At 34.8% G+C, this 26332-nt stretch carries 14 protein-coding genes; all 14 read left to right on the top strand.

The window, feature by feature from the left end:
- The first annotated feature begins 6 nt into the window (after nt 1-6).
- The 14 genes from ypeB to BUB36_RS01825 all read left to right on the top strand — a co-directional run bounded on the left by ypeB (nt 7) and on the right by BUB36_RS01825 (nt 26310).
- The gene (gene ypeB / locus BUB36_RS01890) at nt 7-1374 is read left to right on the top strand and encodes a germination protein YpeB (protein ID WP_073146703.1); all 1368 of its coding nucleotides are present in this window, start codon (nt 7-9) and stop codon (nt 1372-1374) included.
- Nucleotides 1375-1720: 346 nt separating this feature from the next.
- The gene (locus BUB36_RS01885) at nt 1721-2836 is read left to right on the top strand and encodes a D-alanine--D-alanine ligase (RefSeq protein ID WP_073146702.1); all 1116 of its coding nucleotides are present in this window, start codon (nt 1721-1723) and stop codon (nt 2834-2836) included.
- A gap of 202 nt (nt 2837-3038) precedes the next feature.
- A complete protein-coding gene (locus BUB36_RS01880) occupies nt 3039-3455 on the top strand; it encodes a DUF1934 domain-containing protein (RefSeq protein WP_073146701.1) in 417 nt (138 codons plus the stop codon).
- Between the two features lie 34 nt (nt 3456-3489).
- Entirely contained in the window at nt 3490-4653 is a 1164-nt protein-coding gene (locus tag BUB36_RS01875) for a DALR anticodon-binding domain-containing protein (RefSeq protein ID WP_330390378.1), read from the top strand.
- Between the two features lie 200 nt (nt 4654-4853).
- Nucleotides 4854-6245 carry a sigma-54 interaction domain-containing protein gene (locus BUB36_RS01870; protein ID WP_073146699.1) on the top strand — a complete coding sequence of 464 codons (1392 nt, stop codon included), beginning with the start codon at nt 4854-4856 and terminating at the stop codon, nt 6243-6245.
- 293 nt (nt 6246-6538) lie between these two features.
- A complete protein-coding gene (gene kdd / locus BUB36_RS01865; RefSeq protein ID WP_073146698.1) occupies nt 6539-7576 on the top strand; it encodes an L-erythro-3,5-diaminohexanoate dehydrogenase in 1038 nt (345 codons plus the stop codon).
- A 173-nt stretch (nt 7577-7749) separates the two neighbouring features.
- Nucleotides 7750-9003, top strand: a complete 1254-nt coding sequence (gene kamA / locus BUB36_RS01860) for a lysine 2,3-aminomutase (protein ID WP_073146697.1) — start codon at nt 7750-7752, stop codon at nt 9001-9003.
- Between the two features lie 161 nt (nt 9004-9164).
- A complete protein-coding gene (gene kamB / locus BUB36_RS01855; RefSeq protein WP_073146696.1) occupies nt 9165-10202 on the top strand; it encodes a lysine 5,6-aminomutase reactivase subunit KamB in 1038 nt (345 codons plus the stop codon).
- A gap of 238 nt (nt 10203-10440) precedes the next feature.
- Nucleotides 10441-12078 carry a lysine 5,6-aminomutase reactivase ATPase KamC gene (gene kamC, locus BUB36_RS01850; RefSeq protein WP_106406462.1) on the top strand — a complete coding sequence of 546 codons (1638 nt, stop codon included), beginning with the start codon at nt 10441-10443 and terminating at the stop codon, nt 12076-12078.
- 70 nt (nt 12079-12148) lie between these two features.
- Nucleotides 12149-13705 (top strand): lysine 5,6-aminomutase subunit alpha, encoded by a 1557-nt coding sequence (gene kamD / locus BUB36_RS01845; RefSeq protein ID WP_073146694.1) that lies wholly within the window; start codon nt 12149-12151, stop codon nt 13703-13705.
- A complete protein-coding gene (gene kamE, locus BUB36_RS01840; protein ID WP_073146693.1) occupies nt 13705-14460 on the top strand; it encodes a lysine 5,6-aminomutase subunit beta in 756 nt (251 codons plus the stop codon). Before kamD ends, kamE begins: the two co-directional genes overlap by 1 nt.
- 486 nt (nt 14461-14946) lie before the next feature.
- Complete coding sequence (locus tag BUB36_RS01835) at nt 14947-21057, top strand: IPT/TIG domain-containing protein (protein ID WP_073146692.1); 6111 nt, start codon at nt 14947-14949, stop codon at nt 21055-21057.
- Between the two features lie 422 nt (nt 21058-21479).
- The gene (locus BUB36_RS01830) at nt 21480-24416 is read left to right on the top strand and encodes an S-layer homology domain-containing protein (protein WP_073146691.1); all 2937 of its coding nucleotides are present in this window, start codon (nt 21480-21482) and stop codon (nt 24414-24416) included.
- A gap of 391 nt (nt 24417-24807) precedes the next feature.
- Nucleotides 24808-26310 (top strand): S-layer homology domain-containing protein, encoded by a 1503-nt coding sequence (locus BUB36_RS01825; RefSeq protein ID WP_073146690.1) that lies wholly within the window; start codon nt 24808-24810, stop codon nt 26308-26310.
- Nucleotides 26311-26332 lie beyond the last annotated feature (22 nt).

Here is a 26332-nt window from a genome sequence, read left to right as displayed (position 1 = left end):
AAAGGAATGAAAAGGCGAAATACTATTATTGCAGTATTGGCTATAGCCCTTATAATAACAGGTGTATGGGGATATTGGCAGTATAGAGATAAAGATAGATACTATACCTTCTTAGATAATCAATTTCAAAGAATGTTTTATGATCTTATTGGTAATGTTGAAACAATCTCTACAGACATATCCAAGCTGCTAGTATCTTCACAGGAAAAGGAAAACATAGTGCTTTATTCAAATATATTGATGAATGCATATAATGCCCAAGATAATCTAGCCCAGCTGCCAATTAGACATAGTGAAGTAAATAAAATAGAAAAGTTTTTAAATCAAGTGGGGGACTATACCTTTGCTCTATCTAGAAAAAGTTTAAATGGAGATCAGCTAAATAAAAAGGACATCGCAAATCTAGAGAAGCTTCAAGGCTATGCTGTTGAACTGGGGAAAGATTTACACAATCTTCATGATAAAGCGTTGAAGGGACATATATGGAAGGGAGAGCTTAGACGAAAGGGAACGAAAAAGTTAAATAAAGAAGCTAAAAAGGAAAGTGAAATACAAGTAAAACTAGTGAAATTTCAAGAACGAATGATTGAGTATCCAGAGCTTATTTATGATGGACCTTTTTCTGAACACGCTATTCAAGGTATGAAGCCTAGATTAGAGGGAAAGAAAATAAATGAAGAAGAAGCAAAGAAAAGGGCAATAGAATTTGTGGGTAAAGCCACAGTGGAAAAAACAGCTAAGAGTGAAGAAAATGATAGTAGAATAAGTACATACAGCTTTACACTAAAACCAGAGAATAAAGAAGGAGATAAACAAAATCCAATATATATTGATATTAGTAAAACAGGTGGATATCCAGTTTTATTACTAAATAACAGAAAGATAGATAAAGCCAATATATCAGGACCACAAGCAGTGAAAATTGCTTCCAAATTTTTAGAGGAAAAGGGCTTTAAAAACATGAAACCCACCTTCAGTCTTAGGGCTGACAATGTTTTGCTAATCAATTATGTATATGTTCAGGATAACGTTATAATGTATCCAGACCTAATAAAAATTAAGGTTGCACTAGATAATGGTACGATTGTGGGATTTGATTCAACAAAATATCTTACGGCAAACTATAAAAGAAATATTCCAAAGCCTAAGCTGACTCCAGAAAAAGCTAGGGAAAAGGTTAGCTTAAGGGTTGAAACCGTAGAAAAACCAAGACTCTGTTATATACCAACACCCTACCTAAAAGAAATTTTTTGCTATGAATTTGAAGTAAAATATAAAGGAGATACCTTCTTTGTATATATAAATGCAGAAACTGGAGAAGAGGAAAAGATACTAAAGCTTATAAAACGAGAGAATGGAATATTGATGATATAAATGGACAAAGGGACGGTTCCTTTGTCCATTCTTTGCTCAAAGATATTTATTTCTAATATCATATTATCAAAATATATTACTAAAAACATTTGAATAATAAAATTAATAACTATAGAATAAGAATATATATAAATATGCTATAGAAATTTAAGTAAAGACTTTAATTTATACATGTCAAAAATGCCCAGAAGCATTGCATATTTGTACATGTACAAATTAAGTTTTACTATGTAAATTCTATATAGGTTATAGGTTGAAGGTTATTGGGTGAGAATTCTAGGGTTTTTAATAATTCCTATAACCTGATATCCGATACTCCATAACCTTAAAATTGGAGGTAAATTTAATGGATAAGAAAATAAATGTTGGTATTGTTTTTGGAGGCAAATCTGCTGAGCATGAAGTTTCCCTTATGTCTGCTACTTCCATAATGAAAGCTATAGATAAAGAAAAATATAACGTAATTCCTATTGGTATAACAAAAGAAGGAAGTTGGATGATATATAATGGACCTATAGAAAAAATAGAAAATGGTGAGTGGGAAGGTATATCTAATAAATTATTAAGGGATAAGCCTAAAGAAAATATTTTTTCAATCATTCCTATTGGCAAAAAAGAATGTCAGACTTTAGATGGGATTCCTCCTAAGCTAGAAAGTAAAATAGATGTTATTTTTCCCGTGCTTCATGGTCCCTATGGTGAAGACGGAACTATACAAGGGCTTTTAGAAATGGCTGATATCCCATATGTAGGTGCAGGTGTATTGGCATCAGCCATGTGTATGGATAAGATTTATGCAAAAAAAATATTTGAGCTTCAAGGTCTAAATGTTGTAGAATATTTTGTGGTGTTAAGGCATAAGTTAAAAAATCATATAAATGACTATATAGACATAATAGAAAAAAATTTCCAGTATCCTGTATTTATTAAGCCTGCAAACCTTGGTTCAAGTCTAGGTATTTCAAAGGCACATAATAGAGAAAAACTAATAGAGGGACTGAAGGAAGCAGCAAAACATGATAGAAAAATATTAATTGAAAGAAGTATTTTATGTAGAGAAATAGAATGTGCAGTATTAGGAAATGATGAGCCAAAGGCTTCTGTTGTAGGAGAAATTGTACCATCCCATGAATTTTATGATTACGAAGCAAAATATTTTGATGATGGGAAATCAAAGCTAATAATTCCTGCTGATATTCCAAAAAATAAATCCGATGAAGTAAGACAAATGGCAATAACTGCCTATAAAGCCTTGGATTGTACTGGACTGTCAAGGGTAGATTTTTTCCTTGAGAAAGAAACCAATAAGATATATATTAATGAAATAAATACAATGCCAGGTTTTACCAAATACAGTATGTATCCACTACTGTGGCAGGAAACAGGTTTGCCATATGATAAGCTTATTGATAAATTAATACAGTTAGCATTGGAAAGATATAAAGATAAGAAATTAGATTGAGATTAAGATTTATTAAAACTCTCTATAGAAATTTAAGTAAAGACTTTAATTTATACATGTCCAAAACGCCCAGAAACGTTGCATATTTGTACATGTATAAATTAAGTTTTACTATGTAAATTTTATAAGATATCTAAAAATAAGAAGTTAAATTAACTGGCACAAGGAATTAGCTTCAATCTTAAATTAGGAGGTTTAACCTGTGAAAAATGTTATATTAAAAATAAAAGGAATACAAATGCCTGGAGGCAAGGATGAAGATGTTATTGAACTTATAACTGAAGGGAAATTTTATGATAAAGATAATGCCAAGTATTTAGTATATGAGGAATCACAATTGTCTGGAATGGAAGGCTGTACTACTACTTTAAAGATAACCCATGATAAAATTGAAATGAAGAGATTTGGTAAAGCGACGTCACAATTAGTATTTCAAAAAGGGAAAAGACACGTTACAAATTACAGTACTGTTTACGGTAATTTTAGGATGGAAATACTAACCAAGAAGCTTGATATGGAAATTGATGAAAATTTTAAAGGTAATATATCACTGGAGTACCAAATGAGCCTTCAAGGGCTTTCGGAAGGTACTAATAGGCTTGATATAGAAATAATGTAAAAAAGATTACAAATGAAATGTGGAGGGATAAAAAATAAAAGAGAAACTTAAAGATATTCTTATAGAATCTATAAAAGAGATATCAAATACATCTTTAGACTTAGAAGAAATAGAGATCCAAATACCAAAGAAAAAAGAGTATGGGAATTTTTCTTCAAATATTGCTATGAAGCTGGCTGGAAGGGTGAAGATGAGTCCTGAAAAACTGGCTAATAAAATAAAGGATAGGATTATCAATAAATATGATTTTATTAAAGACATAAACGTTATGGGAGCAGGCTTTATTAATTTTTATTTAAAGGAAGAAGCATTTATAAAGGAGCACTTAAAATCAATAGAAAATGGTGATTTTAAAAAATTAAAGCCTAAAAATAAAAATGTAAAGGTAGCTATAGTGCTGAATAAACTAAGGGATATTTTGAATTTGCAAAGCTTTAGAGGGTTTATAAATATGTACTATCTAGCAAAGATATATGACTTTGCAGGATATAAGACTAGAAAATTAGTATTAGTAAAAGATAATGATATCAATTTAAATATTAAATATTTTTTATCAAACTTTAAAAATATAGAAATAATTCTTGATAAAGAGGAGTTAAGGGATAGCATTATTTTTTGCTCTACCTTAGATCAAGGAAAACTTAAAGGGCTTGATAATAAAAGATTTACTATAGAAGAAGTAAATATATTAAAAAATGGACATAAAATAAATAAAACTACCTTTAGTGAATTATTAGATATTATAGGAATTGACAGGATAAAGTATACTCTTTCCAGTAAAGCGATTAATAAAAAAATAACTATAGAATTAACCAACGATGATTTAAGATATATTCAATATCCATATAGTAGGATAACGTCGGTAATTAATATATTCAAAGATGAAGGAATAGACATAGATAGTATAGAAGACTTTAATGAAAAGCTTTTAACTGATGTCTTAGAAAAAGAAATGATAAACAAAATAATGGAATTTAAAGACATAATCACAGAAACAATAGATAAAGACCAACCCTACAGATTCATAAAATATTCCAAGGAATTATGTGATATTTTCTATAAGATTAATGCAAGTACATTGTTTAGACAACTAAGCAATGAAAAGCTCATAGCTTTGCTAAAATTGTTAAATAGTGTAAAAATAGTATTAGAGGAAATACTAAATACATTAGAACTGCCTGTATATGAGAAAATGTAAAAGTTGAGGTTAAGGCTGAGGTTGAGTGTTAGGGTCAAGCTTTTGTTTTTTTAAAACTTGCTGGAAAACCCTAGTGCTTGCAACTTGGAACATGGAACTTGCAACTTAAAATGCGTCGTAAGACGCTTTTATTTCTAATCACATGATTAAAATTCGGCATTTAAAGCCAAAAAATTGGCATAAGGGAGATGAAGTATGCTATGAAAAATTTGTTAAATGAAAAAAATATGGAGATAATTTTGGACTATGTTAGTGATGGAATTCAAATTATAGATAAAAAGGGAAGAATAGTTTATTGCAATAGGACAGCAGCTATCTTAGATGATATCAATAGAGAGGATGTCATAGGAAAACATGTATTTCATATTTATCCGTCTCTTAAAGAACACACCAGCACTCTTTTTCGTGTCTTAGAGGTAGGAGTACCTATATATAATGTAGAACAAACCTTTACTAATTATAAAGGCAAAAAGATTACAACTATAAATTCAACCCTACCTATAAAGGTGAATGGAAGGATTGCTGGTGCTATAGAAATATCTAGAAATATCACAGACGTAAAAGCATTATCTGAAAAGGTTATAGACCTACAGAGCAAGATATATGGAGATAGAAACAAGGTGAATATAAAGAATGACGAAGTTAGGTTTTCCTTTGATGACATAATTGGCAATAGTAAAGAAATTCTAAAGATAAAATCCATAGCTGCTAAGGCTGCCATGACATCATCCCCTATACTGGTTTGTGGAGATACAGGAACAGGAAAGGAGCTTTTGGTACAAGCAATACACAATGCAGGATTAAGAAGAAATAACTCCTTTGTTGCTCAGAACTGTGCAGCACTGCCATCAAATCTTCTTGAAGGTATATTATTTGGAACCGTTAAGGGAAGCTTTACGGACGCAGGAGATAGGCCAGGCTTATTTGAGCTTGCCAATGGGGGAACACTATTTTTAGATGAGATAAATTCAATGCCAATACAGCTTCAATCAAAGCTTTTAAGAGTGCTTCAAGATGGCAGAGTCAGAAGATTAGGTGATATAAAAACTACTAAGGTAGATGTAAGGGTTATTGCAGCTACTAATATACAACCTCAAGAAGCAGTTGAAAAAGGATATCTTAGGAAGGACTTATACTATAGAATTAATACTCTTACTATAGATTTGCCAGATTTAAAGGATAGAAAGGAAGATATTCCCCTTTTAACAGAACATTTCATAAAAAAATATAATAAAGTATTATATAGAAATGTCAAAGGGATATCTGGGGAAGTGGCTTCTATATTTCAAAGCTATGATTGGCCAGGTAATATAAGGGAGCTTGAACATGTTATAGAAGGGGCTATGAATATTATAGATGGACCTATAATAACAATAGATTATCTTCCTAAAAATCTCATAAAATTTTATGAGAAAGTAAGTACAGATGCTGTAAGTGAAAAATTACCCCTAAAGGTTGCTTTGGAAAAGCTTGAAAAAAAAATGATAAAGGATGCACTTAAAAGGACTGATAACAATATAAGTCAAGCAGCATTATTCCTTGAGATTCCCAGACAAACCCTGCAATATAAGATGAAAAAGTATGAACTATGAGTCGAAGGGGACGGTTCTCGTGACTCATTAGGTTTTGCCGATGAGTCACGAGAACCGTCCCCTTCGACTCACGAGAACCGTCCCCTTTGGACTCATTGGTGGTGACTGAAATTCGGCACTAGCTAGACAATGAGTCAAAAGAACCGCCCCCTTTGACTCTCCCCTTTGATCCTTCAAATATCATAAGTGGAGACAATTTTATTGTTATACAAGGCTTTAAATATTTATGGCATAGTATTTGCGTTTAAAAATTACTGTATAATCAAAAAATATAACAATGGGGGTATGAAAAGATGAAAAAAGGATGCAAGTTTGGAACCCATAGGGTGATTGAACCAAAGGGTACTTTACCTCAACCTGCATGGAAAATCGACAACAATATGGATATATTTGACAATGAAATATTGATTAATGTAGAAACTCTTAATATTGACTCTGCAAGTTTTACTCAAATAAAGGAGCAGGCAGATGGAGATGTAGAAAAAATCAAGGAAATAATGCTAGATATAGTTGAAAAAAGAGGAAAACATCACAATCCAGTAACTGGTTCTGGTGGAATGCTTATAGGTACTATTGAAAAAATTGGACCCGATTTAGAAGGTAATATAGACTTAAAGGTGGGAGATAAGATTGCTACATTAGTTTCTCTATCACTTACTCCACTAAGAATTGACAATATTAAAGAAGTAAGAAAGGATATAGATCAAGTAGATATAGATGGAAAAGCCATTCTATTTGAAAGTGGTATTTATGCAGTAATACCAGATGATATACCTCAAAACCTTGCTTTATCAGTATTGGATGTTGCAGGAGCTCCTGCACAAACGGCAAAGCTAGTAAAGCCTGGTGATACAGTATTGGTAATAGGTGGAACTGGAAAATCAGGTATGCTATGTCTCTATGAAGCAAAGAAAAGAGCAGGAGTAACTGGTAAGGTTATTTGTCTAGGACATAGCGAAAAGAGTCTAGATAGAGTAAGAAAAGTAGGGCTTGCAGATGAATATGTAGTAGCCGATGCAACCAAACCTGTAGAAGTTATGGAAAGGGTAAGTGAAGTTACTGATGGAGAGATGGCGGATATAACCATCAATTGTGTGAATGTTCCAAATACAGAGATGTCAAGTATATTAGCCACTAAAGATGATGGACTGATTTACTTTTTCAGTATGGCAACCAGCTTTACTAAAGCCGCCCTTGGAGCAGAAGGTGTAGGAATGGACACAACAATGATAATAGGAAATGGCTATACAAAGGGTCATGCACAAATAGCCCTTGAAATAATGAGGGAGAGCAAAGAACTTAGAGAGTTGTATGAGGAACTTTATGCGTAAATGAAAACATTGAAGGTTGCTTAGGACATGTTTTTTCAGTAGGCGTAGCCGTTAAATGGTTTTCTTTAGCTTGCTGGATTTGCCAGTGAAGCTAAGGAAAACCGTTTCTGTGGCGACTTGATGAAATTAGCCTCATAGCGTTAAATATTTAATGAATAGGAGTGTGGGAAGCAGTGAGACATTATTCTGAAATAGAATTATGGAAGGATATAACCGATGAGCAGTGGAATGATTGGCATTGGCAAGTTAGAAATCGAATTACTACAGTTGAGGATTTAAAAAAGGTTATTAATATTACAAAAGAGGAAGAAGAAGGAATAAATAATGCCCTTAAAAAATTAAGAATGGGAATTACACCATACTATGCACTATTAATGGACAAAGATGACCCCAATTGTCCCGTCAGAAAGCAAGCGGTTCCAACATTATATGAAACATATATAAGTGATGCAGACCTTGATGACCCATTACATGAGGATACCGATTCACCAGTTCCAGGACTTACCCATAGATATCCCGACAGAGTACTCCTACTTATAACAGATATGTGTTCAATGTATTGTCGTCACTGTACTAGAAGGAGATTTGCAGGACAAAAAGATGATGAGAGCCCATTGGAAAATATAGATAAAGCTATAGAATACATTAGAAATACACCAGTTGTAAGGGACGTACTCTTATCAGGTGGAGATTGCCTATTGGTATCAGATGAAAGATTAGAATATATAATAAAGAAACTTAGAGAAATACCCCATGTGGAAGTTATAAGACTTGGGTCAAGAACTCCAGTAGTACTTCCTCAAAGAATAACACCACAGCTTGTAAATATGCTTAAGAAATATCATCCAATTTGGCTTAACACACATTTTAACCACTCAAAAGAAGTAACTCCAGAAGCTCAAAGGGCTTGTGAAATGATGGCTGATGCTGGAATCCCCCTTGGTAACCAATCGGTACTTTTAAGGGGAATAAACGATTGTGTCCACGTAATGAAAAAGCTTATGCACGACTTAGTCAAGATGAGAGTAAGACCTTATTATATCTATCAGTGTGATTTGTCGGCAGGAATAGAACATTTTAGAACTCCTGTTTCTAAAGGAATAGAAATCATAGAAGGACTAAGAGGCCATACGTCAGGATATGCAGTACCAACCTTCGTTGTGGATGCTCCTGGTGGAGGAGGAAAAATACCAGTAATGCCAAACTATTTAATCTCATCCTCTCCAGATAAAGTTATACTCAGAAATTACGAAGGAGTTATAACAACTTATACTGAACCAAGGGAATATAGAGAAGAATGTACCTGTCCTGTATGCACAGGTGAAAAGGAACAAAAATATACTGGTGTAGCTGGATTAATTCAAGGAAATAAACTTGCCCTAGAACCAGATGACCTTGAAAGACGTAAAAGAGGACATCATGAATAGTAGAGTCCAAGTTGCACGTTCTAAGCTTTAAGATTAGGGTCAAAGCGTGATTTGGGGATTGATCCCATATCACAGGACCCCAAAAATCGACCCAAAAGCCTGACACTAATACTCAATCTTAATCTTAGTCTTAATCTTAGTCTCATCAAGGAGGTTTTACAATGCAGTTGCTTGATTTAATAAAAAATAAGCATAGGACAATATCGGTAGTGGGAATGGCAAAGAATTCGGGGAAGACGGTTACTTTAAATGAGCTGATTGATGAAGCTATGGATAATAATTTAAGACTTGGGATTACATCGATAGGACGGGACGGAGAAAAACAGGATATAGTGACCTTTACAGAAAAGCCCCTTATTTATATAAATCAAGGGACCATAATTGCAACTGCAGAGGAGCTTTTTAAAGCTTGTGAGGCTAATCTAGAGATACTTGAGATAACGGATTATAATACTTCCCTTGGCAGGGTTGTAATAGCCAGAGGGGTTTCACCAGGATATGTTCAGATAGCGGGGCCTTGCACAAATAAGGATATAAAAACAGTCACTGATAAAATGTTGTCTCATGGAGCAGATATAGCTATAGTGGATGGAGCCTTGGACAGACTATCATCTGCATCTCCATCGATTACAGAAGCTACGATTTTAGCTACTGGAGCAGTGATAAGCAGGGATATGAATAAAGTGATAGAAAAAACTGCACATCAGGTAAATCTATTTAATATAGATGAAGTCCATGATGAAGAACTTAAGACCATAGCTAGAGAAGCTTTAAAAGATAAAAAGATAGCCATAATTGATGACGAATATGGGGTGAAGGTAATAAATATAAAAACAGCCCTAGGCTGTGGAAAAGAAATAGCTAGGGAATTAAGGAAAAATTCCAGATATGTCATTATAAGCGGCTCATTAGTGACCAAGACATTAAAGGATATTGTTACATCTAATAAGCTTTTTAGGAATGTTACATTTATAATAAAGGATGCAACAAAGATATTTGTTGACTATAGGGATTGGATGTATTTTGAAAGGATTGGAGTTAAACTTAAGGTTATGGAAAAAATCAATATATTGGCAGTAACCATAAACCCCTATTCTCCCCTCGGCTATTATTTTTCGCCTCAAGAATTTTTAGATAAAATGAAGAAGATTCTAAATCCATTGCCAGTATTAGATATCATGATGAATGAGGTGTATTAAATATTAACTATAGCTATTCCAGTAAAACAGTTAATTTATACACATCAAAAATCCTCAAAAACTCTGGATATTTTCATATGTATAAATTAAGTTTTACTATGGGAAATCTATATACCCAAAAGAATGACCCAAGCACTAAACCTTAACCTTAACCTCAGCTTTAATCTTAACCTCAATCTTAATCTAAATCTAACTTAGAAGCATTACTCTAGAAAACCCGAGGGGGAGGTATGTGCAGATGTTTATATCAGATGATACTGCAAGAAATATTGACTTAGATTTTGTTTTTAATCATCTTACGGTATATACACCCTATGGAGAAATATATAAAAAGGCTATGAGACCATATATGCCAAAAGAAAAGAATGAACTGATAGAAGAACTTAAAAGAATAGAAAAGGTTGTAAATCTCATTCAAAGACAAAGATATGATTTTATAGAAATGAGAAACTACTTCAAACATATAAAGGATCTTAGATTAACCCTTAAAAGAATAGATGAAGGTAATGTACTAAGCACAACTGAACTTTTTGAAATAAAGATGTTTATAGGGCTTTTAAAAAAACTAGATATAAACCTACAAAAGCTAAAGTGGGATATACCTAAGGACATAAGACCTTTACCTATAACATATTTAGAAAAGCTTTTTAATCCTGAGGGAGCTGAAGTCAACACCTTCTATATATATGATGAGTATTCTGAAAAGCTTGCTGCCGTTAGGAAAGAAATCAGAGATATAGAAAATAATATTATCAAAGAAAGAAAAAAATTAAAAGAGAAAGTAGAGAAGGACTTAAAGGTAAAATTAAGACCAAGCGGAGAGATTACGATAAACAAAGATAATATAGAGCTTAATAACAGGCTTAGAGAGCACCAATTATTGATGTATAGCGTAGAAACATATATGAACATAACCTTTAAGATAAAAAACACCTTGGACATAGATAATTATAATCAAAAGCTTCAAGAGCTAAAGTTAATAGAGGAAGATGAAGAATTTAATGTTCGGAAAAAACTCAGTGAAGAAATACAAAAATATCTAGGTGAAATAGAAAAAAATATAGAGTCCATAGGAAGGCTTGATTTACTTGTAGCCAAAGGATACCATGCCATTGGATTTAAAGAAACAAAACCTGAAATAGTAGATGAAAATATTATATATATATTGAATGGACGTAATATCAAGGTTCAACAGAATCTTAAAAGGGTAGACAGGGAATTTACTCCTATTACTTTAAGTCTTAGCAAAGGGGTTACATGTATAACAGGTGCCAATATGGGAGGAAAAACCATATCCCTAAAGACCATAGGACTACTTCTAACTATGGCACAATATGGGCTGTTCGTTCCAGCAGAGAAGATGAAGTTGTCACTTAAAGATTATGTATTTTTTTCTATGGGAGACCTTCAATCTAGCGATAAGGGCTTAAGCACATTTGGTGGAGAAATACTTAAGATAAAGGAAGCCATAAAGGATTCTGATAAAGAAGGACTTATATTGATTGATGAATTAGCCCGTGGAACAAATCCAAAGGAAGGCTATGCAATTTCAAAGGCAATAATTAATTACTTAAAAAATAAAGAAACCATAACGGTAATCACAACCCATTTTGATGGGCTTGCCGATGATAGCCAAGTAAAGCACTACCAAGTTCGTGGATTATCGGTGGAGGACTGGGACAAAATATCTGAAAAAATTCAAGAAGAAAAGCAAGAGGTAAGTTTACTCCACTATTATATGGATTATAGACTCATAGAAATAAAAGATATCAAGGAAGTACCAAAGGATGCCATAAATATATCAAGACTTATGGGCTTAGATGAGGAAATACTAAAGGATGCAGAAAAAATATTGGAGAAAAGCTCTAAGTTCTAAGAAACTAAGGGGTAGTACCCTTGACCAGTAAATCTTAATCTTAGTCTCAAAATATGGGGGTATGAATGATATGCAAAGCAAATTAAATCTAGATCAAGGATTGATTCAAAAAGCTCGAAGCTCAGCTAGAAATATTGCTGAGGATATACAGCTCTTTATTGACAAACATACTACTGTAACCGTTGAAAGAACCGTAGCAAGATTATTAGGTATTGATGGAGTAGATGATATAGATAAACCCCTTCCAAATGTTGTAATAGACCACATTAAAGAAGGTGGCGGGCTTTCAAGGGGGGCAGCATATTGGGTAGGTAATGCTATGGTTAATACGGGAAAGACAGCCCAAGAGATTGCTGAAGCAATAAGCATAGGAGAGCTGGATATAATGAAGCTTCCAGCAGCTGATGAAGAAAAAATTCATAAAGAAATCAATAAATTAGCAGTAGAAATGGTAAATAAAATCAAGAAAAACAGAAAAACAAGGGAAGACATGATAAAGCGTATCGGCGAAGGTAAAAAGCCATATCTTTATGTAATAGTTGCAACGGGTAATATATATGAAGATGTATTACAAGCTCAGGCTGCAGCTAGACAGGGAGCAGATATAATAGCGGTTATAAGAACAACTGCCCAAAGTCTTTTGGACTATGTACCCTATGGAGCAACAACAGAGGGGTTTGGGGGAACCTATGCTACCCAAGAAAACTTTAAAATAATGAGAAGGGCTTTAGATGAGGTCGGAGAGGAAGTAGGGAGATATATTAGACTTTGCAACTATTGCTCTGGGCTTTGTATGCCTGAAATAGCTGCTATGGGGGCAATAGAAAGACTAGACGTGATGCTTAATGATGCACTTTATGGGATATTATTTAGAGATATAAACATGCAGAGAACCCTTATAGATCAATATTTTTCAAGGGTAATCAATGGCTTTGCAGGGATTATCATAAATACGGGAGAAGATAACTATTTGACTACTGCAGATGCCGTTGAGGAAGCCCATACAGTTTTGGCGTCACAATTTATAAATGAACAATTTGCTTTAAAAGCAGGGATTCCAGAAGAACAGATGGGACTTGGTCATGCCTTTGAGATGAATCCAGATATAGAAAACGGTTTTCTTTTAGAGCTTGCCCAAGCACAAATGGCTAGGGAGATATTTCCTAATGCACCTTTAAAATATATGCCTCCTACCAAATTCATGACAGGAAATATATTTAAAGGACATATTCAAGACGCACTGTTCAATATGGTGGCTATCATGACAGGACAAAGTTTACAGCTTCTAGGGATGTTAACAGAAGCAATCCATACTCCTTTTTTACATGATAGAGCTTTATCTATAGAAAATGCTAAATATATATTTAATAATATGAGAAATCTTGGAGATGAAATAGAATTCAAAAAGGATGGTATTATTCAAAAAAGAGCTGGGGAAGTCCTAAAAAAAGCAGCAGCTATGCTGGAGGAAATTGAAGAAGAAGGCTTGTTTAATATAATAGAGCAAGGGAAATTTGCAGGAGTTAAGAGACCCTTTAATGGTGGAAAAGGCTTAGATGGCGTATTAGTTAAGGATGAAAAATACTTTAATCCATTTATTGACCTTATGCTAGGGGGTGCTAAATAATGGCTAATCAAAAGATTGATTTAACTAAAGTAAAACCTTATGGTGATACCTTAAACGATGGGATGATGCAGCTTAGCTTTACATTACCAGTCCCCTCTGGAGTAGAGGCTGAGGAAGCAGCAAGGCGTCTTTGTTTAAAAATGGGGCTTGAAGAACCAAGCGTCGTACATTCAGAGGACCTTGGTGTAGGATATACAATGTTTGTGGTATATGGTAAATGCCAGCATACGGTGGATTATGCAAATATTGAAGTACCAAAGGTTGATGTAGAAGTAATGGATAAATATGCCGTTGAAGCATTTATAAAGGAGAACATAAAGCGTGATGTAGTTATAGTTGGTGCATGTACTGGTACCGATGCCCATACTGTAGGAATCGATGCCATCATGAATATGAAGGGCTATAATGGACATTATGGGTTGGAAAGATATAAGGGTATAGAGGCACATAACCTAGGGAGCCAGGTTCCAAATGAGGATTTGGTAGCAAAGGCAATAGAATTAAATGCCGATGCCATCATTGTATCCCAGATAGTAACACAAAAAGATGTCCACATACCAAATTTGACTGAGCTGGTTGAGCTTTTGGAAGCAGAAGGAATAAGAGACAAGGTAGTTCTAGTATGCGGAGGACCAAGAATAAGTCATGAACTTGCAAAGGAACTTGGCTATGATGCAGGCTTTACAAGAGGTTCCTATGCGGAACACGTGGCATCATTTATAGTAAATGAAATGGTTGCAAGAAAGATGGTGTAAATGAGAGTTCCAAGTTCCAAGATTTGAGGGCTACGTTGTATGAAAAGATAATAAAAAAAGTGCTATAAGCCGCAAGCTTCAAGGAAAAGGATAGAACAGAAATGTTCTATCCTTTTTTTCATAAGAACTCAAACTTTTTTGTAGGGAATTACATGGTTGAATTCATGCCAATTCAAGCAACAGAGAGTAAATTAAAATTATTACCAGTAAAATATTGGTGTAAATTATTTTTTTCTAAAACTTATTAGAAAGACCCTAATACTTGTAACTTGGAACTTGCAACTAAAATGCGGTCTAGGAGCATCTTCAACCTACAACTTTCATTGTAACATATTCTTAACAAAACAAGCTTGCATTTCAACATATAATGGGATAGAGTAGTGTTACCACAAAATTCATATAACTCACAAGTAAAGTACAGCTTTACAAATGCCGATATATCTAAAAGAGATACTATGCAATAAATGGACTGGGGAGGACTAAATTATGCTGAGAAAATATAGCAAAACGTTAATATTCATATTAACTTTTCTAATTATATTTACATCCATTTCCTTTGAAAATATTGTTTATGCCGACACAAAGCCTGAAATTACCATGGTAGAGTTAGAGGCGGTAAATATAGAAGGTAAAGAAACAACAAGATATAAAATAAGGGGTATAAATTTTGAGGAACCAGAATTTCTAATAGATACATATCCTATAACTAAGGATATGTATACAAGAGACAATGATGGTGCATATATAGTTGAAAAAAATGCTGATAATTCCCACTGGAATATTTGGCTTATTCCTTTGGAGGGTAAAACAACGGAGGTAAGGGCTGTAAATGCTGATACCGATGGGGATAATAACAATAATACCCATGCTGTAGATTTCAAAATAGAAAAGCTCCCACATATTAACTCTGTTTCAGCACGAAAGGTATATGTTGGAGAAACCCTTACCATATACGGAACTGGGTTTGATGTAGATGAAATAGACGGTATTTATATTGCTGGAGTTCCTTATACCAAGGGATATAAACAAGGCTCAGGGACAGAGGCTGATGAAACCTTGCAAGAGATTATTGATGATATAAATAACGGTGTAGATCCTGACCCTGCCGATGGTATAGCTGTTAATGAGTATGATTACATAGTTACTAAAGATGGAAATATCTTCATACCATATGTTAAAGAACCCCATGCTTCTGGTAATAATGACGTGCAGGTAATAAAGGACACTGGAGACAAAGTAGTCGGAGATGATAGAAGTGTAGAAGGAAGCGTAGTGGGAAGGTATAGAGACGCTGTTAAGGTAGTGAAGAAGGTAGAAACTATAGATATACAAAAGATAGTACCAAATACAGGCCCTGTTGAAGGAGGAACAGAGGTAAAGATATATGAAAATATCGATCCAAATGGAGAATCAAAGCTTCAGCCCGATATGAAGCTTTATGTTGAGCAAGCCATAGGACAAACTATATACTCAGCTGAACTGACCGATGTAAAGCTTATATCAAATGGCCAAGGAGATGTCATAGGCATATCAGGTGTTACACCTAAGTCACCAACAGGACAACAGGGAGTTTTTGATATAGTGATTACCGACAACACTGGGTCTAATGAACAAAGGGTACACAATGCCTTTACCTACGAAGAAAAGCAAAATCTACTACAATTAACAGGCATTGAACCAATACAGGCAAAGCCCTTTCAAACTGTAGAATTATCGGGGGCCAACATAATCAATTTAAATATTCCCTATTTAGAAGAATGGAATATAGTAAAGGACGCAAATAACCACGACGATGCAAAATACCAAAATGGTAAATACATAATAAACTATAAAGGAAAATATTTAGTTGAAAAGGAAGATGGATCCACTGAACTTAAAGAAGTTGACATAATAAGAGAAATTCAATTGATCATAGGACAGATTAGTGAAATTATCGATGAGGATATACTAGAGCACAGTCCGTCTAAAGATAAGTTAAAGGCTATAATTCCTGAAACCAATGATTATGGAGTAGTTACAGTTACTATAAATACATCTACAACAGTAAAGGATGGAAGCAATATTATAGACATTATCGAGGAAGAAGCCGAGATTCCCAATGGCTTTACAATTATACCATCAAATACTAAACCAGTAATACAAAGCATAGAACCGGCAAAGGGAGATGTGAATAAAAAGATATATGTAACAATAAAGGGAAAAAACTTTCAAGTCCTTGCCGATCAAAATCAGAATCCCATATATCCTCAAATTACTGTTGGCAACAATATAAACGATGAGGATAACAGACCTTTAGTGGTTACAGGAGTCTTTGATGATGAGAAGAATGTAGTAAATGGTATAGGAAGGGAAATAGGAACTATTATAACAGGTTATATACAAGGACCCACTCAAGGTGAAATAGTGCGTCCGGGACCCGTAAATGTTAAAATTAAAAATCCCGACAAAGGAGAAGTCATTTCCTACGGAATATTTGAGTTTTTAAAGCCCGATACAAATCATGTGCCTAAAATAACTAAGATTGACCCCAATATGGGACCCTTAGAGGGTAGAAATATAGTTACCATAGAAGGAGAAGAATTTGATTATGAAAAGCCTATCCCAGAGGTTTTAGTAACTATTGGAGGACAAAAGGCAAGGGTTATTGATGCCAGCAGCACAAGGATTGAGGTGGAAGTACCCCCAGGATTATCCATTGGAGAAAAAGCTGTGCAGGTAATAACCGAGGATGGGGCAATGGACACTATCGAAGTAGATGACCCAAATCGTGAGGGGTATACCTATGTAAGGAAGCTGGGAGATCCTAAGGTAGAAAGAATAGCTCCCGATTATGGTGGTGCAGGAACCATAGTCTATATATTTGGTAAGGACAAGGGTATTGACAATCCTAATTTCTTTAAACCCGTCATAGATCCAAATGCAAGAGTAGAAGAGATGATGGGTACAAGAATATTTCTTAATGGTATAGATATAAATGATATGGATGTTGATACAGACGACGGTTCATTGTATGAAAGAGAGAATAAAAATCCCGATGGAACCTTAGGTAAAATCAAGGATATCGATGGAGATGGAAGTATCTATGATATATCTCCCCAAGATACCAATCCACCTCAAGCCTTTGAGGTTGAGATTTCGGATATAAATAATGTCAAGAAAAAAATATTATCTAGAGTGGAAGTAATAGATGGAAACACCTTAAGGGTTTTGATTCCAAATGGTTACACAGCAGGCTTAAAGGATATCACCATATTGAATCCCGACTCCTCCTCAGTTACCATTGAAAATGGATTCGACTATAAAACCGTTCCTATAGATGCAGATGTTGCCATAGAAAGTATACAGCCTAACATAGGCAGTAATCTTGGAGGAGATCACATAACTATTTCAGGTAGGGGTTTTAAAGATGGGGCAGAGGTTTTCTTCGGTGGATATAAAGCTGAGAATGTAGATGTTAATTCCGAAAACAAGATGATCGTAAAAACTCCCCCTTACCCTCTGCCAAATCCCGATTTGGAGAGTTATAAGGATGTGGAAGTAGTAGTTGTTAATTACGATGGAAGCTCGGCTTCATCTCCTGCAAATTATCCCAATAGTGGATACCGATATATGGCTCCCAAGACTCAGCCAATTATAAGCTCTATTGAGCCAAATACAGGTACAACACTGGGAAATGAAATAGTTACAATCTACGGAAAGGACTTTAGAAAGGTAACCATTAATGAAGATGGAACTCCATTGGAGGAAAAAGATTATAAATATCCTTCTGTTTACTTTGGAAGTAAAATAGCAGAGCTTTTAGAATATAAGCATAATAAATTAATTGTAAGAACTCCATTTTACGGGAAGGATGGATCCGTTGATGTTACGGTGAAAAACCCACAGCTGGAATTCGGTTCTGTTACAAAGGACGATGCCTTTAAATATAGAACCTCCAATCCCAAAATAATCAGTGTTTTTCCCGATAGAGCACAAAAAATAGGTGGAGATGAAATAACTATTAGTGGGGAAGAAATTCTACCCGGTGAATTTGGAGAAGGTAGTGATATAAAGATACAAATGATACCAGAAAATAGCACATATGAACCTAAGATAGAGGTTCTAGCAATCTTTGGCGATGAAAAGGATGAAGACAAACTATCCTTTGGGGAAGCGAGAAACAATTTGGGAAGTATAATTATAGACTATAATGCCAATAGAAAGGCAGATCCTTTCATAATTGATGATAATAATAAAATAACAGACAGCCTTATAGTCTTTGATCAAGAAAAAAATAAGGACAATATATTGGCACATTATGATCTGAGTCCCGAAGAAAGACATATATTTGTGGTGGACTGGAAGGCACTTGAAGAAGAAAAAGGAGGAGAAGACAGTGCTGAGGTTGATATTGCTGAGGAAGCTATCATAGTTGAGCTTATAGACGATACCCTGATATCCCGTAGAAGGGTTGCTCCAAGGGCTGAGGTTAAAAATAAAGAAGATGATAGCCCTATAAAAACAGTGGTGATTCAAACACCACCTTCAGCAATAATCGGGAAAAAAAATCTATACATAGAAAATAAAGATAGGGGATGGGATCAAACAAGCTTTGAATATATACATCCATCAAGCAGACCAGTTATTAAAGAAATCATCCCAAGAAGTGAAATAGAAAGCTCACAGGGTGATCTTCTTAAATATTATGTTGAAAGCACCATTGAAGGTGGTTTGTATATTACTATAGATGGATATGATTTCAGACAGGGGGTAGAGGTTTTTATAGATGGAACACCTGCCTCTATAGTCAGCAGAAACGTGTTAAATGAAGAGGATGAAGAAGGGAGACCGAGAACAAGGCTGGTGGTAACAGCACCAAAGGGAGAAGCCAATAAGATAAATGAAGAACTTAAAATCATGATTATAAATCCCGATGGCGGTTTTGTAGATGCTTCCGATACATCTAAGATAATACCAGAATCCCCTGATGCTGAGGCAAAGCCATATTACTTTGTTTATAGAATACCAGAAAGCAGCCCATACATAGATAGTATACTTCCAACACAGACCTCACAATATGGAGGAAATAGAATAAGAATAATTGGATATGATTTCAGGACAGGAGTAACGGTTGTAATAGGAGGAAGACCTTGTTCCGTAATCTCTGTAGATAATGATGAGATAATTATAGAAACACCCACAGACTTAACACCAGGACTAAAGGATGTTCAGGTTATAAATGCTGACCACGGTACGGTTACCAAAACCTCGGCGATTTCTGTAATCAGTTATCCAGAAATAACCACTATAACCACTGAAGGTGGAGATGATATCCATAGAGTATCCATCGAAGGAGGAGAAAAAATAGTTCTATCGGGTAGAAATTTCCAAAGTGGAGCAGTTGTTTACTTTGGTGGAGAGAGGAAGGAAATTGGACATTCAGAGGATGCCAATGTTAAGGGTTTATTTAAAGATGACAACTTTTATACAATCGAAGGGACATTTCCTTCTAATCAGATTGAATTTATAAGCGAAAATAAGCTTATAGTAACGATTCCAGAGGTCTTTGAGGAAGGAGAGTATAAAGTATCAGTAATAAATCCCGATGGCGGATTATCCGATGAAAACAATAGTTTGAATTATACAGTTCCTATACCTACAGACCCAGTTGGGCTAAGGGCGGAAATAGTAAATGAAAAATACATAAGGATCTATGGATACAGTTCATCAAATGCAAATTACTATGAGGTATATGCTTGTATAGATGAGGACTATCCAGATGATGAAGATTTTAAATATCTAGATACAACAGAAAAGACATCCTATAAAATAACTAAATTCAAGGAATTAGACGATGACGAAAACATATATTTGAGGATAAGGGCTGTAAACAAATATGGTCCTTCAGAATGGTCAAATATCGTCAAGATATCATATAAAGAACTTGATGATATAGACGGAATTGGAGAAAAAGATAAAGACGGAGATTTGGTTTCAGATTATCAGGAGACAGTGGATAAGGATAAAGTAAATGTCATCCTTGGCAATAAAAATCTTAGGGGTAGTGACTATTTTGTATATGTTATTGACCTTAAGGATAAAAAATATGAAAATATAAACAAGAGGATTATCAATATTCCTGGTAAAACAATTAAAAAATACAATAAAGTTGTACTTGTTGACAATGGAGATACTAAGCTTCAGTTTAATACGGGAAACTTCAATGTATATTACTTTAAAAATTTGAGTTCAAAGGAACTGGAGGATACTTATGGCAGGATAGTATTTGACAAGTCTAATGGTAGGGATTATGATTATATGGAAAGAAAGCTACCAAGGAAATACAGGCTCATTTCAAAGATTTATGATATAAGGACAGAATTTCAAACCAAGGAAAAAACAATAAATCTAGATAGTGTATCGGGCTATATGAATTTAGAAATAAGCTATGATGAAAATAAACTGATGGGGTCAGATGAAACTAAGCTTGGACTCTACAAGTTCAATCCTCAAAATGGAGAATGGATACCCTTAACGGGTGGAGTAAACCCAGACACCAATAAGGTCCACGGAACAATAAATGGACCAGGACAGTATGGAGTGTTGGGGGAGAAGTGAAGAAGTTGCAAGTTACAGGTTCCAAGTTCCAAGAGTTTAGGGTGAGATTGAGCGGCGTCAGTGGGACATGGGGACTGATCCATCGATTTGGAGGCGGGAAGTGGGAGGCGAGAGGTTAGAAACCCAAGTATTCTCTTTGCGGTCTATCCCTATTATAGGGATTTGTCCTTGTCTAGGAACTCAAACTTTTTTGCAAGAAATTGCATGTTTGAATTTAAATAAATTGAAGTAACAGAGAGTAAAGGCAAACTATTACCAGTAAAATTTTAGAAGTAGGATTTAAGGTTTTTAGTACTTAAAAGAATGACCTTAAAACTTGGAACATAGAACTTGGAACCTGCAACTAAAATGCGTCGTCAGACGCTTTTATTTAATATCAAAACCAGTTAATTTACAACTCTCTACGTCTGGAGGTATAATAAATGAAAAAAACAATTACACCAGCACTAATTATAATCATCATCACAGGCCTAATATTCCCAGTTCATGCCTTTAATTTAGACCCAGCAATATCTGTGCCAGAATTTAAGGGTGCAGGAGTAAACGCTCAGGATAAGATTGAACTTACGGGGTATAGTAAGGGTGCAGAGCTTTTGAAGAATTCTAGATATACAGACATAGGAGGACACTGGGCTAAAAAGGCAATAATTAGGATGAGTGCCCAATCTATAATAAAGGGCTATGGACAACATAGATTCTCTCCAAACTCCAATATTACTCGCCAAGAAGTCATAGCTTCTCTTGTTAGGATGAAGGGAGGAGAAGCGACTATACAGGAAAAGCTTTCTCAGCAGGGAGAAGGTTTGACAGGTAGTGGTATTATAGACGATATATGGGCTGAGGAATATATATTGGAGGCACAAAATCTAGGGATTTTGACGGGGGATGAAGATTCAAACTATTCATCCTATACGACCCGTGAAGAGATAGCAGTATGGACAGCCCGCTTATTAAACCTTGATCCTGTTTATGACAATATAGAGATACTTTATACCCTAAATGACTGGAGAAAGATATCCTTTGAAAATATAGGGATAATCGAAGCTGTACTTCAAGAAAAAATAATGGAGGGAGATTCCAATAGAAATTTTAATCCCAAAGGTTATATAAGCAGGGGAGAATTTGCTTCAATACTTAACAATATCAGTGAGAGGCTATTGGAGGAAAGAGAATTAAAACAATACTTTGGACAAGTTATCAATGTTCAAAATAAGAACACAAAGGACATAGGCTCCCTTATAAAAGAAACAATAATAACAGTAAAAAACATAGACGGGACGATAACATCCATAACCACTAAGAGTAATGCCAATGGGATAATAAATGATTTTGTAGTATATAAAAATGGAGCTGTTTCAAACAGTGAAATACTAAGCATGGGTGATGAGATAGAATACATAGTCAAGGGCGATGAGGTAATTTATGTACAGACATATAATGATGGCTCCATAGTAGAAAAAATAAAGGAAAACAGTCTAGAGAATTCTAATCTTAGGACATATTTTGGTAAGGTTATAGCAATATCTAAGGAAGCCTATAGTCCAATGCAAAATGATAAAGCCATAGATAGATTTAGAGTAAGAAACATAGATGGACAAGACTTTGATATAGTTATAGAGACAGATATGAATACAGGGATAAAAAATGATATAATAGTTTATAAAAATAATGGCGTTGGGGGGAGTAACCTTCTAGCCATAGATGATGATATAGAATATAGGGTAAAAAATAATGAGACCGTAGTTTACGTTAACGTAATTACAATGGCGAGAGAAGTAATTAATGGTGTAGTAAAAGCAGTTAATCCTGCTGAAAACAAGGTAACCATAGTGGATTATGATAATAATACTAGGGTATTTAGGGTTATGCCCTATGCCAATGTGATTATCAATATGAGGCAGGGTGCCATTTCAGACCTTAAATACGGACAAGAAATCACATTAAATGTTAACAATGGATTAGTAACATCAATAACAGGTGAAACCTTCATGGATGAACCAGGCTACATTCCTGATGATGGAATGACTAGAATCGGTGAAATAAAGTATATTGGAAAAGACAACATAACCATAGAATATTCCGATAAAGCTAAGGAAACCTTTAAAATAGATGAAGATACCATTTTAGCTAAAGAGGGTAGAGCCATTAAATATTATGATCTTAGGGAAGGGGATAAGGTTAAGCTTTATTTCGATGATATATACTCTAGAGAAATTAGTAAAATTCAGGTAGAAGGTAAAGAACAGCTGATTAAAACCCTTTATAAAGGAAAGCTTAACAAAGTAGATATTAGCCATGATGAAATTACATTAACGTCACCTAAGGAACTAAAAAACGGTAGATGGCAAAGCACAGATGATTATAAAATTAAAGTCCAGCTTGATGCCTTAGCCACCATTTATTATAATGGTAATGATATTGGCATAGATGATTTAGGCGATAATCATATTAATGATGATGTTTATGTAGTACTTGAAGATTCCTACGGTAAGGATAAGGGAATAAAGGTTGTTGTTAAAGGAGGAAATGAAAAGCTTTATAATGATGAAATAGATGAAATCAATTTTGCGGCAGACAAACTGGAACTTGATAATGGTAGAAATATCCTTTATGATGAAGGGACTATTATCATCAAGGATAATAGGCTTGTAGGTGCCAGCAGTCTCGAGCAGGATATGAATGCTTTGGTAGTAACCGATTATTCTAGAAATGGATACAGGGCAAGCATAATAAATCTTGGAGTTACTGGTGGAGGAAGGATCTTTGATAATATTTATGTAGGAAAGGTTGAGCTAATAGATACAGATGAATTTGATATAACATGGTACAGTCAATTAATGGATAATGAATGGGATGATGTTTCAAGGGGTTCTATGACCTTTGAATACAATGATGACACTGTTATAGTCGATGTTACAGATGATTACGATGAGATAACCTCCCATGACTTCTTCCATGATGGATATTCAGAAGAAGAGGATGAAGATTACTTTACATTTATAATTGCAGATGAAGACCGAAATGTTATTGCTATGACCCTTAGGAAGGATGAACTTTTTGAAAAAAGTGGTATCGATACTTCAAGACAAATAGAAGACAAATTAGATGATCTTCTCCTTACAAAGGGTTCAGTAGAAGATATAGACCAGCTTAGAGATAGGCTCAAAATCTCCGATCCTTATGACTGGAGTTCCTTTCATGAAGAGTGGAATCAAAACAGAAACGATGAATATGTCGATATAGAACAAACCCTATTCATCAAAGGCGACGAAATCATCGGCATAGATGACATAGATAAGGATGATACAATCTATATCCTAAGGGACGACGAAGACGCAATATTTATATTTGTGGAGTAAAGAGTATAAATTAACTTGTTGTGCTAGTTTCTATCTAAGGGGGTTTTAATATTTCCTTTTCGTTCATGTAATAAACCTGTTTTTTTAATATGATATTGAAGGTAAAAACAGGTTTATAAAAATCACTCAAATGAAATATTAAAACCCCTAAGACATTCCAAAGCTACAAAGGGAAGACGGAGGGACTGTCCCCATGGCAAAGCTGGAACATGGAACTTGGAACTAAAAAGCGTCGTCAGACGCCTTTGCCTAGGGTTGATGGAAGCTAGGGTGTCTGTTCCCATGTCCCAGACCCTAACCCCAAAACCTTAAAAGACTCGACCCAAATACTCAACCTTAATCTTAATCTTAATCTCAATCTTAATCTTAATCTCAACCTGGTGGTGATAACTTGAAGAAAATAATGACGGCGATACTTGCCATAATACTACTGACAACTACAATTTCATACGGACAAATTACTGGCTATGATGGTGGTATAAAGGATGACTATGTATACAAGGAAGTAATATTTATTACAGGAAAACCAATAATAGTTGAAGGAGAAGTTAAAACCCAAGAGAGGCGAAAGGGAGACATAATCACTACTACATATACATACGAACTTAGCAATGAAGAAGAAGATATGCAGGTTAAAAGAAGGTTTTCTTACGAAACAAACCTCTATAAAAAAGAAGAAAAGGGGCAAACCGTAGGGGTAACCTCCATTGACAGATACAGTGAAAGAATAACCGTTGGAAATGATAGATACAATCTAGAGGACTATCAGTTTTCAAGCTCCATTATATACGACAACAGACCTGCTGTAGACTTTTACTCTGGAAATCTAACCAGTAAAAAGACCTATTCCATAAATAGAAATCAAGGAACAATAACAATAGAAGCCAATGGAGATACCATAGTGGGCTATGATCACTATTGGGGAGCCTCTGAAACCTATATAATAAAACAGGATATCCATAGAGAGCAGAAAGATGCCTATACCGATGAAGATGGAGACAGCCACGACATAGAGTGGGATGGACTGGTGACTTTAAAGCTATCATCAACTACTAAAAAGGATTTATCCTACATAAAAAATGAACCTACAAATATAAGCTTTAGAGGAGGACTTCTTCAGACTGAGAAGCAGGAAAACATACTGCAGTATGAATACGACCTGCCGAAATTCCATGACGATGGTGAGCCTTATAGCACAAAAAGAGAGAAGGATGAAGAAAACCTTAGGATGGACACAGTACCTATCCATAAAAGACTAGTAATACCAAACCTAAAGGATATCAGTGGACATTGGGCGGAGGAAAGCATATTTACACTATATAGTCTTGAAATATTTGATGATCCTTCTCCCTATTTTGGGCCAAAGCTGCCCATGACAAGGTCGGAATTTGCCAAATCTATAGTAAGGGCTATATCGATACTTGAGGAAGAAGAAGAAAAGGAAAAAGCAAGAAGACAAAGAATTAAAGATGATGAAGAAGAAAAAATTTTCGACGATGTAGATAAAGAAGATGATAATTACAAATACGTGAAGTTTGTAAAGGAAAAAGGGATAATGAATGGAGTAAGCGAAAGCTTCTTTGCACCCGATGGTGAACTGACGAGGGCTCAGGCAATAACCATACTCATAAGAACCTTGGGACTTGAGGGCTTAGCACCAAATCCCCCATATAGAACCCATTTCAGAGATGATGAAGATATTCCATTTTGGGCAAAGGATGCCATATATGCAGCAAATGAAATCGGTCTTGTAAGGGGAGATTCCTATGGAAGAGTGAGACCAAATGACAACATGAGTAAAGCGGAAGCAGCAGAATTTATATACAGATATATAAAGCATATCAAGGATGAAATAACCATTGACTATAGAGAAAAAATAATAAACAATCGATAAAAAACAAGTAAGCCCAAGGAGG

Origin of the sequence: Paramaledivibacter caminithermalis DSM 15212, assembly GCF_900142245.1 — a bacterium.
GTDB lineage: Bacteria > Bacillota > Clostridia > Peptostreptococcales > Caminicellaceae > Paramaledivibacter > Paramaledivibacter caminithermalis.
The sequence above is the reverse complement of the archived record's forward strand: the minus strand, read 5'-3'. Positions and strand labels throughout refer to the sequence as shown.

Bases quoted from the DNA above. Each gene is read 5' to 3' on its own strand.
- kamB (WP_073146696.1), top strand. From the start codon at position 9,165: ATGCAGTTGCTTGATTTAATAAAAAATAAGCATAGGACAATATCGGTA.
- kamE (WP_073146693.1), top strand. From the start codon at position 13,705: ATGGCTAATCAAAAGATTGATTTAACTAAAGTAAAACCTTATGGTGAT.
- ypeB (WP_073146703.1), top strand. From the start codon at position 7: ATGAAAAGGCGAAATACTATTATTGCAGTATTGGCTATAGCCCTTATA.
- kamC (WP_106406462.1), top strand. From the start codon at position 10,441: ATGTTTATATCAGATGATACTGCAAGAAATATTGACTTAGATTTTGTT.
- BUB36_RS01885 (WP_073146702.1), top strand. From the start codon at position 1,721: ATGGATAAGAAAATAAATGTTGGTATTGTTTTTGGAGGCAAATCTGCT.
- BUB36_RS01870 (WP_073146699.1), top strand. From the start codon at position 4,854: ATGAAAAATTTGTTAAATGAAAAAAATATGGAGATAATTTTGGACTAT.
- BUB36_RS01835 (WP_073146692.1), top strand. From the start codon at position 14,947: ATGCTGAGAAAATATAGCAAAACGTTAATATTCATATTAACTTTTCTA.
- BUB36_RS01830 (WP_073146691.1), top strand. From the start codon at position 21,480: ATGAAAAAAACAATTACACCAGCACTAATTATAATCATCATCACAGGC.
- kamD (WP_073146694.1), top strand. From the start codon at position 12,149: ATGCAAAGCAAATTAAATCTAGATCAAGGATTGATTCAAAAAGCTCGA.
- kdd (WP_073146698.1), top strand. From the start codon at position 6,539: ATGAAAAAAGGATGCAAGTTTGGAACCCATAGGGTGATTGAACCAAAG.